This is a genomic window from Paenibacillus glufosinatiresistens (assembly GCF_031470375.1).
Taxonomy (GTDB): domain Bacteria; phylum Bacillota; class Bacilli; order Paenibacillales; family Paenibacillaceae; genus Paenibacillus_AQ; species Paenibacillus_AQ glufosinatiresistens.
Genome location: NZ_JAVFHT010000010.1, coordinates 1 through 15,484, shown reverse-complemented (window position 1 = coordinate 15,484; position 15,484 = coordinate 1). Strand labels below are relative to the sequence as shown.

Sequence of the window (15,484 nt, the reverse complement as noted above, 5' to 3'; positions counted from 1 at the left end):
CAGGACGACAGCGCTGCGCACGGAATTCTGCTGACCAATTCGACAATGCAGGAGGAAAATCCTGTTTACGGAGGAGAAAATGCCAATTTTATTGTGAAAATGTGTAAGCGGTTTGACTGTCGAGATCTTGCTCTCCTGGCCCGCGAACCTTATAGAAGCGGGAGTGATGCGCTATAATGGGGCCATGGAGGAGATCGACATGGATCAGACGCTCTTCGACCGGCTGTATCAGGCAGTGGCTGCCTGCGATGCGGCCTATGACGGGGTGTACTATACGGGAGTTCGGAGCACGGGCATCGTCTGCCGCCCTTCCTGCCGCGCAAGAACGCCCAAGCCGGAGAATGTGACGTTCTACCGGACGCTGGAGGAGGCGCTTCAGGCCGGCTACCGTCCCTGCAAAAGATGCCGCCCCGACGAGCACGGGGCCCTACGCCCCGACGCCGTCCTGGCGATGCAGGCCGACGCTATGCTTGCGGCCGGGGAAGGCCGGCCGCCGAAGCTGGCCGAGCTGGCCGCGGAGCTGGGCGTCAGCCCCTGGCATCTGCACCGCATCTATAAGGAAGTGACCGGGCAGACTCCGGCGGCCCGGTCGGATGCGCTGCGGCTGGAGAAGGCCTGCGGGCTGCTGGCGGAAGGGAAGCGGCCCATAGCCGAGGCCGGGCGCTGCGCAGGGTTCCGCAGCGCTTCCCATTTTGCCGCCTGGTTCCAGCAGCGCACCGGCATGACGCCAAGCGAATACCGGCTGTCCCTGCGGGAAGGAGCAGCCGGCGAGGCCGCCGGAGAAGACATCGCGGAGGAGGAGAACCGATGAAGACGCGGATATACAAGCACAGGTTGGAAGGAATAGGCCGGAGCTGGACGCTCTGGGCAACGGAGCGGGGCCTGTGCCGGCTGTCGTTCGGGCACGAGCCGGAGGAGACGGCGCTGGCCTGGCTGGGCCGGCATGTCCCGGAAGGGAGCATCGCGGATGGTCCGGGTCCTTTGGCAGAATGGGGGGCTTGCGACCGGCTCGCAAATTACTTCGCCGGCCGTCCCGCCGCCTTCGGAGACCTGCCGCTGGATCTTCGGGGCACAGCGTTTCAACAGAGCGTCTGGCTTGCGCTTGCGGATATCCCCTATGGAGAGGTCCGGACGTATCGGGAAGTGGCGGAGAGCATCGGGAAGCCTGCGGCGCTGCGGGCGGTGGGAACGGCCAACGGGCGCAATCCGCTTCCGCTCATTCTTCCCTGCCACCGGGTTGTGGGCACGAACGGCACGCTGACCGGCTATGCCGGGGGACTTGGACTGAAGCAGCAGCTTTTGCGGCTGGAAGGCATTCGTAATGTGAGGGAGGGCGGACATGAGCGTTTTGCTTTTTGAACGGGACCTGCCGGAGCTGTTCAGCTGGGAAGAGACTCTGGCTTACCTGGACCGAACGCCGCTGGAATGCCTGTTTCGGATGAATCCGGCGGACCAAAGCGTCATCCGCCTGATCGAAGCGGACGGCCTGCGTCTTCCGGTGCGGCTGTCGCTCTCCGGGCCGGGTGCGCTGGCCACCGAATCTTTGACCGGGGAGATGCCGTCCGAAGCCGGACTTGCGGAGCTGAGGGAATATGTCGCGGACTGGTTCGATCTGGACCGGAACCTGGCGCCGTTCTACGAACGGGGAGAGAACGATGCGGTGCTCGGGCCGCTGTTGAAGCGTCATTGGGGCCTTCGGATCGTCGGCATTCCGGACTTGTTCGAGGCGCTCTGCTGGGCCATTCTCGGGCAGCAGGTCAACCTTGCCTTTGCCTATTTGCTCAAGCAGCGCTTGACCGAGGCGTTCGGGGAATGGAGAGAGTATGAGGGGGAACGCTATCCGCTGTTCCCGAAGCCGGAGGCGCTGCGGGGCGTGACCGAAGAGGAGCTGATGCGCCTGAAGCTGAGCCGGAGCAAGGCCCGGACCGTGCTGGAAGTCGCCCGGCGGATCGACGAAGGGCTGCTCAGCCGGGAAGAGCTGCTGGCGCTTCCGTCGCCGGAGGATGCGGGGCTTACGCTGACGGCAGTCAAGGGCATCGGCCCCTGGACGGCGGCCTATGTGCGGATGCGCTGTCTGCGCGATCCGAGCGCTTTTCCTATCGGAGACGTGGGACTTCACAATGCGGTTCGGCATACGCTTGGGACGGACCGGAAGCCGACGATACCGGAACTGCTGGATTTGTTCGCCGGGTGGACCGGCTGGGAGGCGTATGCCACCTTCTATCTGTGGCGCGTTCTGTACTGACAAGCCCGTTTTTGCCGGTGAAGGCCAATTATTCCCGTTGTCCGTATTCGTGCCTTCTAGGCAAGAAGTGTTCTGCGAAGAATGGACATACGCAGAGGAAGACGAGGCTTTGCTTTTTTGGAGGGGGTCATAATTCTGAGAAGAAAATTTATAGCAGTCACGCTGCTCGTGCTTCTCATTCAACTTACCGGTTGTGATCGGCATAACGGGAGATATACGGAAGAGTTGAATGCATTGTCCGAACATATGCAAGAAAACCAAGGGTTCTCGGAAACGATTTCCAATGACCGGTACAAGTTGACAGCAACCGTTGATTTAAGTCAAGAACAAGACGCTGACCGTTTAGTCTATGAGATCTTTATCCGCAAACCGCGGACGCCAATGAAAGATATTCTGATGAGTTTCTCTTTGGATCCCGATATGTCGAAGAGGCTGAAGACGAGTGATGTTTTTCAAAGCAACGCCCTCAATGACAAGCCTGTAAATTTTAATCCGGGTGAGGATATGAATGGAATCAGCCTGTTCAGGGGCTTTATACTCGACAAAGAGTTGTTGGATAAACATACTTTGAATATCTTTAGAACGCTGTATGTAAAAATTACGTATAGTGACCCCGATGGAGATAAAAGGACGGATTATGTTAAAATGCAGGCCGAGCCATCAGATGCTGTAAGGCGTTACCTGGTGAATGGGGCAAATAAGGGCAATTAATAGAGAGCACACCAAAGAGACGGCCGCGCGTCAAGCGCAGGCCGTCTGTTTTTGCATTCAGGAGGGGCGCGGATTAGCCCGCCCCTAATTCCATATATCGAAGTCCGCGGCGCGAAGCCGTCGCGTCTGCCTTACAGCAGTTCGCCGCGCTTCTTCAGCAGCCGGTAGAGCGGAATCGCAGACAAGGCGCACAGGATGGCGCACAGCCCGATGAAGCCGTAGCCGGCCTGCAGCCCGCGCAGCAGGGCGTTGTCCCCGCCTCCGCCGGAGACCATCCGCCGGATGCCGGAGATAATCGCGCCGATGGCGTAGTTGCCGAGCACGCTGCCGACGCCCATCAGCGTGACGATGAACGTGATGACGGCATCGCTGCCGCGCCGGTAGCGCTGGGCAATCAGGGCCATCACGGTCGGATAGACCGGGGCGATGCCGACGCCCGCCGCGGCGAACAGGAAGGCGCCGGGCTCGCCGGCGAAGATGGCGGCGAAGGTTAGCACTCCGGATACGGCCGAGAAGAGAATGAGCGACAGGGCGAAGCCGATCCGGTCGGTCACCGGTCCGAGCAGCAGCCGGCCGAGGGTGAAGCAGAGGAAGAAAGCGGACAGCATTGCCGAGGAGGAGGGTCCGCTCCAGCCGTAGGCTTTTTCGAGGAAATTGACGAGCCAGCCGCCGACGGCCATCTCCGAGATGACCCCGAACGACAGAATCGCCACCAGCAGCCAGATCACGCGGTCGCCCATAATGGTCTTCAGCGGAATCCGGTCCTCCGGCATGTTGCTGTGGGCCGGGAATTTGCCGGCCAGCGCCGGAATCATCGGCAGTACGGACAGCAGCAGAATAATGAGATAGACGTCGCGCCAGTCGAGCAGTCTTCCGCCTACGTGCAGCGTCATCATGCCCGAGGCGACCATCGGGGCGACGGTGGAGCTGAGTCCGTAGAAGAAGTGCGACAGATTCATCATGGTCCCCGTATTGCGGACAAAGATACGCGCGCCCAGCACGGCCAGCCCGATCTCCAGCATACCGTTGCCGATGCACATCAGGAAGAAAGACGACGACAGCGTCGGATAATTATGGGACCAGAAGATGAGGATGCCGGATATGGCCATTGAGCCGAAGCTGAGAAGACAGACGGCCTTGATGCCGATCCGGCGGATCAGCCAGGCGGTGAAGGTGCAGGCCAGCAGATAGCCGAGCGAATTCAGGGACAGGAGCTGGCCGATCTCAAGCTCCCCGAGGCCAAGCTCCGTCTGGATGCGCGGGATGGCCGGGCCCTTGATATTCTCGGAGAAGCCGAAGATCAGGAACCCGACAAATACAGTCAGGACCTGCAAGATATAATGGCGTCTCGATGAGGCGGCGTTCGCTTCGGGAAGCGCCCGGGCGTCCGGGGGATGGGGATTCGTCACAGTCTGGTAAGCCTCCGTCTAAGTTGATGGACATGCGGTTCTGCAAGTTGACCGGTCCTTTTGCCGGGCGGCCAATTCTTGTATTATACAGGTTAAGCGGCCGGTTCGGGAAGATTCGATTTGCGGGACGCGCAGGGCATACGGTAGACTGTACCTAAGTGCAATTTGCAAGGTGAATGGAGAGAGAGTATGGAAGTTCTGAAGCGGTTTTCCGCCAATCTGACCGTGAGGCGGTTCGCCATCCTGATTTTGATCGGTCTGTTGATCTACGGCATTCGGGATATGCTGAACCTGGTGCTGCTGACTTTTCTGATTGCGTATATCATGAACAGCTTTCAGGTGATGCTGTCCAAGGCCATCGGCGGCTATATCCGCGTCAACAGCAAGGTGATTGTCATCGTTCTGTATCTGGCTTTTGTCACGATGCTGACCTTGGCGCTGATTCATTATTTGCCGAAGATCTTCGTGCAGGTCAAGCAACTGACCAATTTCCTCAATAATCTGACTCCCGAGAACATTCCCCAGAATGACTTCGCCCAGTACCTGTTCCGAACCGTCAAGGATCTGAACTATCAGGATTATATGGAGCGCGGGCTGGATTATGTCACCGCCATCGGCAACTGGGGCACGACCTTCGTGTTCTCTCTCATCTTAAGCCTGGTCTTCATACTGGAGAAATCCCGGATCGTGGCGTTCACGGCGCGGCTGAAGGACAGCAAAATCTCGTGGTTCTACAACGAGCTGGAGTATTTTGGACTCAAATTCATCCAGTCGTTCGGCAAAGTGATCGAGGCGCAGATTCTGATCGCCCTCTTCAATACCGTCTTTACCGTTATCGGTCTGGTTATTATGCAGTTCCCGTACCTGTTCGCGCTCGGCGTCATGATCTTCCTGCTCAGCCTGATTCCCGTAGCGGGCTTCGTCATTTCGCTGATTCCGCTCTGCATTATCGGCTATAACATCGGCGGCCTGGAGACGGTAGTCTTCGTGCTCGTGATGATCGCCGTGCTGCACTTCCTGGAGGGCTACTTCCTCAATCCGAAGCTTATGGCTTCCAAAATGAACCTGCCGATGTTCTACACCCTCGTCGTCCTGCTGTTCTCCGAGCATTACCTCGGCGTGTGGGGCCTGATCCTCGGCATCCCGATCTTCGTGTTCGTGCTGGATATTCTGGATGTGCGGCGGGGCGGGAAGATAGGGGAAGAAAAATAAGATTATTCAAATGATAACCGGCCCTGGATGGGGCCGGTTTTATTTTGGCCGTTAAACAACACAAAATAATCCAACGTAAATTTTTGATTTCTAAGATATATTTATTTTTGTGTTTATAAAAACTGGGGGAGAGGGAATAGGTTGGATAAAAAGAGATTATTTTTTTGCATTTTGTTTGTATGCTTTTTAATAGGAGGATTTGCGGCTCCTGTAAAAACTACTCTGGCTGCCGCCGAAACTCAAAAAGATGTAATTGTTACGTTCAAACAAGAGATCAATGAAAATGTACTTCCTAATTCTAGGATTAAGAAAAAACATAAGCGCCTTCATGCCGTTTCATTGAAATTAAGCAATAAAGAAATTGAAAAGTACAAAAAAGATCCTGCAGTAAAATCCATAGAACCGGATATTGAATTAAAGGCAGATGTTCAGTCCGTTAGTTCCAACAATTTAACTGAAGAAGGTATACAAAAGAACCCCGAAGGTTCTTTTACAGGAAAAAATATAAAAATAGCTATCGTAGACACAGGTATTGACCTTCATCATCAGGATCTAAAAGTAGCGGGAGGACAATCTTTTGTCTCGTATACTTCCTCTTATGATGACGATCATGGTCACGGAACACATGTCGCAGGTATTATAGGTGCATTGAATAATGGCATAGGGATAATAGGGCAAGCACCTGATTCTGAATTGTACGCCTTAAAAGCTCTAGATAGTGATGGGAATGGGAAGCTATCCAGTGTGATTTCAGCTATTGAGTGGAGCATCGCCAACGATATGGACATTATTAATTTAAGTTTATCTACGGATATTAATTCAGTAGCCTTAAATGAAGCCGTTAACTTGGCCTATCAGGAAGGGATATTAATAGTAGCGTCTGCAGGTAATAACGGAAGCAGCAATGGCAACCAAGATAATATACAATACCCAGCTAAGTACCTCTCTGTTATCTCGGTTGGTTCGATAGACTCTAAGAACAAACGCTCTGTTTTCTCAGCCACGGGTCCTTCGCTAGAAGTAATGGCTCCAGGGGAAGAAATACATAGTGCATATATAAATAATAGTTACTCTACAATTAGTGGAACATCCGTAGCTACTTCGTTTGTAACCGGTATGTTGGCGCAAATGAAGGAGGAACACCCAAACCTCAACAATAAGGAATTGAGAGAAATACTGGATCGAAATGCTATGGACCTTGGTGAAACCGGAAGAGACAACCAATACGGATACGGGCTTGCTCAATTGGGGGAAAGCCCTAATCCTAATCCGACCTTGCCTGAAACGGAGGATAAGGACCAGAATCCAACTACAAAAGATGGCTCCGTAAAAGTGTCGCTGGCACCCTGGCAGGTTGCAGTTTCTGGAAATTCTCCAACAGGGCGCACTTACGGAATTACTTGGGTAACAGATCATATCGTATTGAAAACTGCCCGTTCTTCTACTAACTATGAACAGGTCTGTAACTTGTCAGTAAGTGATCTTGTCCCCGATCCTACAAAGTTCAAAACTCTAGATAAAGCTAGTTGGAGTGATAGTAATTTATATGTCGAATTTACTACTACTTTTGGAGTGAGATACAAAACCTTTGTTAATCCGCTTGCTCCAATAAACGTCAGTCCCGGCAATAGTTACTCTCCGCCCATCATACCAATTGATACTCTTCCTACATTAATGTGGAAATTGCAGAGTAACGATGCTGTACAGACCGCTTATCAAGTAGTGGTTGAATCAAGCAATCATGTCCCTTTATATGACTCAAAATGGGTGAGTTCGAGCAATACAAATTTTACGCTTCCCTCTGGGATTCTTAAGGAAGGAAGCCTTTACTACTGGAGAGTAAGCATCAGGAATGAAAAAGGGGAGCCTATGCCATTCTCGAATTACTTTTTCTTCCGAACTAATTATAAGCCTTACGCTTCATTCACTTCTTATAACGATGGGCAGGAACTCACAAATAACTCATCAATTAACTTAACATGGTCGTATAGTGACTCTAATGGGAGTGAACAACAACAAAATTATTACCAAATTCAAGCTTCCAGAGATAACTGGTCATCTGTTGCTTTTGATAGCGGGAAGTTGATAGGGTCTTCCAAAAGCTACTCTATCAATAAACTTGAAGCGGGTGCATGGAGTTTTAGAGTATTCGTCTCAGACGGCTTGGACTGGTCTACTCCATCCTTCCGGACGAATCTTATAGTACCTGACATAGCAGAGCCTAACAATACAATCGAACAAGCATATTCCCTGATCACAAGCAATATGGAGGGGTTTCTTATTAATTCTGCAACGGACGTAGATTACTTTTCCTTTAAAGCCTCTTTATCAGAAAGGGAAAAGGTAGTATTGGATGTTCCATCAGGTAAAGATTATGATATTTACATTTATAATAAGGATCAAAAATTAATAACCTCCGGGATATTGGGAACTGGAATAACGGAAGAAGTCTTCTTTAAGGTTGAAGCAGGCCAGACATACTTCATTAAGGTTGTTGGCTATAAAGGAGCCTATAGTCTAGCTGATGCTTATAGTTTAACGGTAGATAAGGCCGGAAGTGCTATATATGAGTATCATTACGACCCTCTTGGCCGAATAGACTACGTTATTATAGATGGGAAGTCCAGAATAGAATATATATATGATAATAACGGAAATTTAACCCAGGTAAAAACTCCCCTTAAAGTGTCGAAATAATTATGTTCATAAACAAAGTGAGGTCAAGTAATGATAAACAGAAGAAGAATCAGAGTAACAGCTCTTTTGCTGTCCATCTTGCTAACTATAAACTTATTTGGTGATCTTTCAATCTCTTTAGTGAAAGCAGAGACAAATACTAATAATTCTACTATACCTTCAAGCCAAGTTTACCAGTTAACCATGTCGGACATCTTAGAACGTTTTCAAACTACAGAAACGTTTGTACAAAGCCAATTAGACCAAGGCTATTCTTTAAATGAAATTTATAATCTATTCTTTCAATCCCAAGTTCGGGGGCTTAGCTATGAAGAGACACGATTGTTATTCAGTCCTTCTGAAGTAAATGCGTCTGCTGAAGTAACTCCGGAAGTATACAGCGAGCTTGTCCCTCAGGAACTGCGGAATATACCAATAGTGCCGCTAAACAGCGTGACTGGCGTTGTATATGACGAACCGAAATCTTCTGAAATTGCTGATACCGTTAATAATAGTGTTTATCTAAGCAATAAGAGATCTATGTTACGTGCTTCTGCATTGGATGCACCAGAAAATCCGGTGCTGGAGAAACCGCCGGTGTATTCCAAAACTTCATTTAACGAAGCGCCTTACACAGTAGGGTTAGACAACGAATCAATCTCCACCTTAAGCGGAGGAGTGTCTCTCCGCAGCGACGATTTAACCCTGCCCGGGAGAAATGGCCTCTCGTTTACATTGAGTCGTCAATATAACACAGGAGACGCTCAATTTTTTGATATGGGATATGATTACACTACGTATGCATATCCGGAGTATGCTTGGCGTGTCACCTATAATGCTATACGAGTTCCGGTTATCACGAAGTATGATGTGCTTGTTCAAGAATATATGCTCATCCAATATGACCAGAACTCGGACGGGATTATGGATCACTTTTCGGGTCCTCTTCTTCAAGACCCAACAATAGACCAAACATATGATACTGAGGAGCAGGCGCAAAATGCAGTTAACCTTCTTTCCAATCGTTATTATAAAGTTCCGGGTGATTCCTTATATCTGACTGATTCGCGATCGTCATCTGTAAATTCCTTTCAAGATACTATTCCTCCATGGAACGGGTACAGCGGAAGTCTTAAGAAAGTTGGCGCTGTCAAAGTTACGGGTTCTTACACAGCAGCCCAAAGTAAAGTGGCCACAGGAACACGTACACGAACAATTTCGGGGGTATACAACCCGAACGGAACCTGGGAAGCACAAGTGTATAGCGATGAAGTCCCGCTTTCACTACCCTACTCTGATTCGGATGGTTACAAAGGGGATTTGACCAGAACCGGGACGACTACCCAAAAGACTTGTCCTACTCAAGGAACACCTGGATGGGTATGCACCAAGTCCTTCCAAGCGGAGTACTCTGGAACTGTTCGAAAAGAAGCTGTGGACAATCGTCTCTATACTCAGGATTATGGTGGTACTGTAGAAAAAGCTGAGTATTATTCACCGGATCGATATACGCCATGGACCTCTACAGATAAAGGACGTGTTCGCTACATATATTCCAGATATGGGAAGGCCTTTCAGAAGCCTCGCGAAATCGAGGATACAAAGAATTCAAGTATAGAAGTAATGTATGGCGGTGATTTTGACCAGCAGAAAAATGCAGTTGCTCAACAAAACTTCTTTAATAATCGTTCCGGGATGTCCTTTGGGAGTACCTTTATTGAAGGCAACGAAACTGTCCATTATTATATAGCATCACCAGCAAGCGCCTCAATTGAGCAATATGTGATAGGAACAGGGGTAGGAGCAAATTACTTTAATACAACCAGTAAGCCAACCCTGGATAAGCTTTATCCTATAGGGAAAGGCTGGAGCTGGAATCTTCCATTCGTCGAAGTTAAAGACGGAAGGAATATTATTCATCCGGGAGATGGCGGGAGCTATACTATTGAGAACGGAGCGCTTAAAGAAAGCGAGTGGCAGGGAGTAAAGTTTGTTACCGATACGTCAGTAAACGTGAATGGAGAACAATCACAGAACGTATTGATTAGCTCCGACGGGATGACTAGACAATATTTTAATTCCAATGGCTTACTAATTCAAATTGCAGATTCTCAGAACAATACGATTAATTTTGCTTACACCTATAATGCAATTTATAATTCCAAGTTGCTGAGTCAGGTGAAAGATGCGATTGATAACACGATTGAAATTAATTATACGTCAGAGACTGTCACTCTGAAATCTGGTGATCGAACTGTTGTATATAACAAGCATACTGAAGAAGGCGTAGAATTGTTGGGCAGCGTAACCGATCCGCTTGGGCGAAAGACGACCTACAGTTATCAAATCAAAAATGCCTGGTTCAATTTGTTGAGTGACTATGCTGAACGAGCAGTATCCAATCCATATGCTTTGCTGACACGTGTACAGCATCCAACCGGAGCAATTACGGAGTATACCTTCGAGGAAGGGCCTGTTAAACGATATCTTGGGGAAAGATCGTATAATGAAAGTTACCGCCTGTCTTCTAGACTGGATCGTATCATTTATAAGAACGGCCAATCATCAGAATATAACCGAAAGTCAATCAACTACAATGAGACCGACATGGGATCTTCGGGAAATCAAGACTTGAATTTCTCGACTCGACTGAGTGACGGACTCACGGACACCTCGTTCCATTACCGGAAGGATTACATTGACACGGAGACACCGGCACGATTCTTTTTGGAATCCTCAGTCCAGAGTGGTGGGGGAGTTAGCAGAACTACCAGTTACGAATATGGAAAGTATGTGAACGGTCATTCCTATCCGGCTCAAACACCAACAAAAATAACCGTCTCAAATAATCAAAATGGGGATATTCTTGTAGAAACTACGGACTACGATGACTACGGAAATATCACTAAAGCGACAGATGCACAAGGTCATAATGTTACCTCAACTTATGATGATCGTCACTTGCTATCAACGAAAATGGAGCCCGCGAATGAGGGCAGTTACCGGTTCACTGTTTTTACACGAAATCCTCAAGGGGAGACTACAAATATTAGCGTAAGGAAGAATAATGCGGAAGGGGAACTGTTGCAATCTATCACATTTGATAAATTCGATGACTATGGGAATATTCTCTCTCAAACTGTTCGTAATAAGGATAAGAATATTACGGTCTTGACAGACTATAACGCTACAAATCACGCGTTTGCTGAAAAGCAAACGATGGATGTACACGATGCTGAAGGACAAAAAAGTACGATCTCGGTGGAAAGAGAGTATGACTCTTCTACGGGAGATTTATTATCTGCAACAGATGGGAAAGGCAATCGCAGCTCTTACAAATATGATGCATTAGGACGAGTAATAGAGGTTACCCATGCAGATCAATCCAACCTTACTGCTGTCTACGATGATTTGCTGAATACTGTAACAGTGACCGATGAGAATAATTTGGTCAGTCAGACGAAGTGGAATGCCCTTGGATGGCAATTAGAGAGTGGAATTTTTGAGAAGGGGATTTATAAGCGGAAATCATCTATAGTATATGATGCCTTCGGAAGAAAGGATTGGGATCAGGATGCTCTAGGTAACAAGACTCAATACCATTTTGACGCTTGGAATAGACTTACATCCACGGAGTATCCCGATGCTTCCAAAACCATAAAATTATACGATGATAAAGTCCGTACAGTGACATCTACTACAGGGGAAGGTTACTCCCAGATTGAAACCTATGATAAATGGGGACAAAAAGTTAAGGTTGAGGAAAAGGAGAATTCCGACAGCGAGATAAGCCTGTTGGGCAGCTATGATTACAATCAAGGGAACGGTGAGTTGTGGAAGTATACTGATGGAAAATCAGCGTCCACTACCTACAAATACAATGATAATGATGAGTTAATTTCGGTAACCAACGCATTAAGTGAGACAACCCAATATGAGTATGATATGTTGGGGAATCTAATTACGCTCACCCATCCGGACGGGACTAAAAAGCAGTACACATATAATGAACTTGGGGAGAGGTTAACTGCAACGGATGAGGCAGGCCGGCTTACTACTTATAGTTATGATAATGCGGGCAACCTCCTATCACAGCAAGACCGTAACGGAGTAATAACATCTTATGAATATGATAACCGTAATCGTCTGAAAAAGCGGATTGCCCCGGATGAAGCGGTGGAATTCACATATGATTTGGCAGGAAATCGCTTAACTATGAGTGATAATACTGGAACTACCTCCTATCAGTATGAACCGGACACAGGGTTACTTAAGCAAGTCACCTATCCGGATCAACTGAAGCTTCAAATTACAGAGTATAATGCAAACGGAAACCGCACGGAAATGACAGGACCATTTGGAGATTATGTTCAGTACTCGTATGATGCAATGAACAGATTATACAAAGTTGGCGCCAGTCTCGAGAACCCCATGGTTACCTATAGCTATAATAAAAATGGAGTTATAGACCAGGTTGATACAGATATAGGGTTGACACACTCCTATAAGTATACAGGTATAGATTTAACACGCAGCAGTGAAGAACTAGCCGGCCGCACATTAAATAAGTACGAGTACAAATATGATGTGAACAATAACATTCAGGAGAGGATCTGGACACAGCTGGGGGGAGAAGAACCCAAATCAATAACGGACAATTTTGGATATGATAAATTGAACCGAATTGAGACAAGCACAGAGAACAATGGAGAGAAGTATACCTATGACTCCCGCGGTAATCGGACTGGGCTAGTCTCAGGGACGGGACTGGAATCCCTGAGTGACAGAGAGTATAAGTACGACACGCAAAACCAGTTAACTCAAGCCCTAATAAACGGAAAAAAAGTAGAATATCATTACAATGGGGACGGACTTCTGGTCGAACGTATTGTAGACGGTATAACAACTCGATACTACTACGATGGAAATCAAATCATTGCAGAAGCGCAAGTAGTCAAAGGTCAACCGAAGTTGGTGGCCAGTTATCTGAGAGGGCTGCGCCTAGAAGCAATTCGTTATGCGGATGGAAGTATGGTTTATCCGGGTTATAATGGACATGGAGATTTGGTGGAAATCAGAAGCCAGCAGGGAGCGTTGTTGAACCAGTATAAATATGATATTTGGGGTAATATAACTTCTCAGGTGGAATCCGTATATAACCCTTTCCGTTATGCGGGTGAGTTATGGGATGATTCAACAGATCTGCAGTACTTGCGGGCTCGTTGGTATGATCCGAGTATGGGACGCTTCTTAAATGAGGATACGGTCGAAGGGCAATTTGATAATCCTTTAACGTTAAACCTGTATACATATGTATACAATAACCCATTAAGATATCTCGATCCCACCGGGAACAAGGCATGGGAGCCTTATGCGGTCAATCAGCTTAGACTCCTTATTGATGAAGCAAGGGTGAAAACCGGGTCGAGCAAGACGAATATAAATTATCAATTGTACAAGAGTTTCATTTGGAATTACTACGATTTCGGTTCTTTTATGAGTGAAAATCATTACAATTATCTGTACGGATTGTTAACAGGGACAAGTGCCTATAAAAATAGTGCTGGCAATGCAGACTGGGCGAGGGAAACTTTAATTGGCGAGTATTATAAATCCGTTGAAGCAGAATATGTTGCTTATCTTGCATTGGGAGCCGCTGTGCGCTCCACCCAGAGAAACACAAATAGAGGGTGTAACTGCTTTGTTGCGGGTACTAAAGCTCAAACAGACGAAGGGGAGAAGAATATCGAAGACATTGAAGTCGGAGATAAGGTTCTTTCCAAGGATGAAGAGACTGGTGAGGTAGCTTATAAAGAGGTTACGGCTACAATGAACCATGAGACGGATGAAATTTATCAAATCCATGTGGGCGACCAAGTAATAGAATCGACATTCAATCATCCGTTTTATGTGAAGGACAAGGGATGGACATTCGTTAAAGACCTCAAGGTTGGCGACTTGCTTGTTCAAAGTGATGGGAATACACTCGAAATAACTAGTATTGAAATGTTGCACAAGCACGTCACAGTTTACAACATGACAGTCGATGAATTCCATACCTACTTCGTCAGTGACCTTGGTATTTGGGTTCATAATACGAATTGTCCATTTGGGGCAAATGGTGTTCAAGTTACAAGTAAAACTATATGGAAAGAAAACGGTAGCAAGGCGAGGATTGATGTTGAGAATCCAAACCCTGGACAACGTGCAGGACAGATTCACTACCAAGATGCAAACAATAATAAGTATTTGTATGACCCCAATAAAAAGGCGTTTTTAGATTCAAGTGGAAATCTTGCTCCGAAAAGTGTAAATAAAATGCTTGAAGACCCTAACTTTGTTAAAAAGTTAAATGTTGGTCTCACGCAGTATCTTGGGGAAAGTCCTTATACTCCATAAACGAGGTGTTAGATTGAAAATAAATTCCAAGATGAAGAAGTTTCTCGATGAAATAGTGGACAAAGAAAAACAATCAGAAATTAAAATTAACTTCAATACTGCTAAGAACATTATTTTTCCTGAATTTTTTGAATGGGAAGGATGTGTTCTACTAAGGCAAGATAGTAACGATAATATGCCGAGTCAGTTCTCACCGAATCAGTTCATTCCTGATAGAACTGCATTTGAAGCAGATTATAACCATGTTCATCTGAATGATTTCTTCTCTGAAAATTCTAGTCCGTTTCAAGTATTTATGCTTGCAACAAAGATAATAGAAGTTTGGGCGGCTACCCTTTACAAGCAGTTCAACCCAAACAAGAGGTTCATTCTCATTCTTTCTTTTGACGACGAAGAAGCTGTACTACGCTTTTATACAGTCAGAGAAAATGAATCGCCGTGGCTTGATACTTCCTCAATAGAATCGTATGTAGACGGGCTAATGGTAATCGAAGTATGAGATAAAAATATTCAGACCTTGAGGGCTGCATGAAGTGCACCCCTTAGAATAGACATTGGAAAACCCCCCTGGTTATTCCGATAAAATCTAAGGGGTGCATTTTTATGGCGTTTAAAGGGCAGAAGCTCAAACAATATTCAGAAGAACTGAAGTTAGAGGCGATTCGGCTTCATGTGGAGGAGAAATGGACATACCGGGAAATCAACGAACATCTGGGCATTCAAGATAAAGACCGAATGAAGCGGTGGATGCGGAAATACCGGGAACTCGGAGAGTATGGACTGTTGGATCAGCGGGGTAGGCGGGAAGAATATATCGATCAAGACCGGTATG

Annotated in this window: 10 protein-coding genes; 9 read left to right on the top strand and 1 reads right to left on the bottom strand. The window is 47.3% G+C overall.

Translation table 11 applies throughout. From position 1 onward, the window contains the following. Positions 1 to 166 precede the first annotated feature (166 nt). The 4 genes from RBI05_RS12040 to RBI05_RS12025 all read left to right on the top strand — a co-directional run bounded on the left by RBI05_RS12040 (position 167) and on the right by RBI05_RS12025 (position 2,956). Entirely contained in the window at positions 167 to 811 is a 645-nt protein-coding gene (locus RBI05_RS12040) for a bifunctional transcriptional activator/DNA repair enzyme AdaA (RefSeq protein ID WP_310551291.1), read from the top strand. Then, positions 808 to 1,359 carry a methylated-DNA--[protein]-cysteine S-methyltransferase gene (locus RBI05_RS12035; protein ID WP_310551290.1) on the top strand — a complete coding sequence of 184 codons (552 nt, stop codon included), beginning with the start codon at positions 808 to 810 and terminating at the stop codon, positions 1,357 to 1,359. The genes RBI05_RS12040 and RBI05_RS12035 overlap by 4 nt, the downstream gene beginning before the upstream one ends. Beyond that, complete coding sequence (locus RBI05_RS12030) at positions 1,340 to 2,245, top strand: DNA-3-methyladenine glycosylase family protein (RefSeq protein WP_310551289.1); 906 nt, start codon at positions 1,340 to 1,342, stop codon at positions 2,243 to 2,245. The genes RBI05_RS12035 and RBI05_RS12030 overlap by 20 nt, the downstream gene beginning before the upstream one ends. Positions 2,246 to 2,326: 81 nt before the next feature. Next, positions 2,327 to 2,956, top strand: coding sequence for a hypothetical protein (locus tag RBI05_RS12025; RefSeq protein ID WP_310551288.1), 630 nt, complete (start codon positions 2,327 to 2,329; stop codon positions 2,954 to 2,956). 131 nt (positions 2,957 to 3,087) lie between these two features. Here RBI05_RS12025 and RBI05_RS12020 read toward each other — a convergent pair whose 3' ends face one another. Beyond that, complete coding sequence (locus tag RBI05_RS12020) at positions 3,088 to 4,293, bottom strand: MFS transporter (RefSeq protein WP_408638331.1); 1,206 nt, start codon at positions 4,291 to 4,293, stop codon at positions 3,088 to 3,090. 261 nt (positions 4,294 to 4,554) lie between these two features. Between RBI05_RS12020 and RBI05_RS12015 the strand changes: the two genes are divergently transcribed. The 5 genes from RBI05_RS12015 to RBI05_RS11995 all read left to right on the top strand — a co-directional run. Beyond that, complete coding sequence (locus tag RBI05_RS12015) at positions 4,555 to 5,577, top strand: AI-2E family transporter (protein ID WP_150458771.1); 1,023 nt, start codon at positions 4,555 to 4,557, stop codon at positions 5,575 to 5,577. Between the two features lie 141 nt (positions 5,578 to 5,718). After that, positions 5,719 to 8,274 (top strand): S8 family peptidase, encoded by a 2,556-nt coding sequence (locus RBI05_RS12010; protein ID WP_310551286.1) that lies wholly within the window; start codon positions 5,719 to 5,721, stop codon positions 8,272 to 8,274. Between the two features lie 30 nt (positions 8,275 to 8,304). Continuing rightward, positions 8,305 to 14,652 carry a polymorphic toxin-type HINT domain-containing protein gene (locus RBI05_RS12005; RefSeq protein ID WP_150458773.1) on the top strand — a complete coding sequence of 2,116 codons (6,348 nt, stop codon included), beginning with the start codon at positions 8,305 to 8,307 and terminating at the stop codon, positions 14,650 to 14,652. 13 nt (positions 14,653 to 14,665) lie between these two features. Further along, positions 14,666 to 15,151 (top strand): hypothetical protein, encoded by a 486-nt coding sequence (locus RBI05_RS12000; protein WP_150458774.1) that lies wholly within the window; start codon positions 14,666 to 14,668, stop codon positions 15,149 to 15,151. Positions 15,152 to 15,255: 104 nt separating this feature from the next. After that, positions 15,256 to 15,484: helix-turn-helix domain-containing protein (locus RBI05_RS11995; RefSeq protein WP_310551285.1), on the top strand; the 229-nt coding region annotated here is incomplete at its 3' end.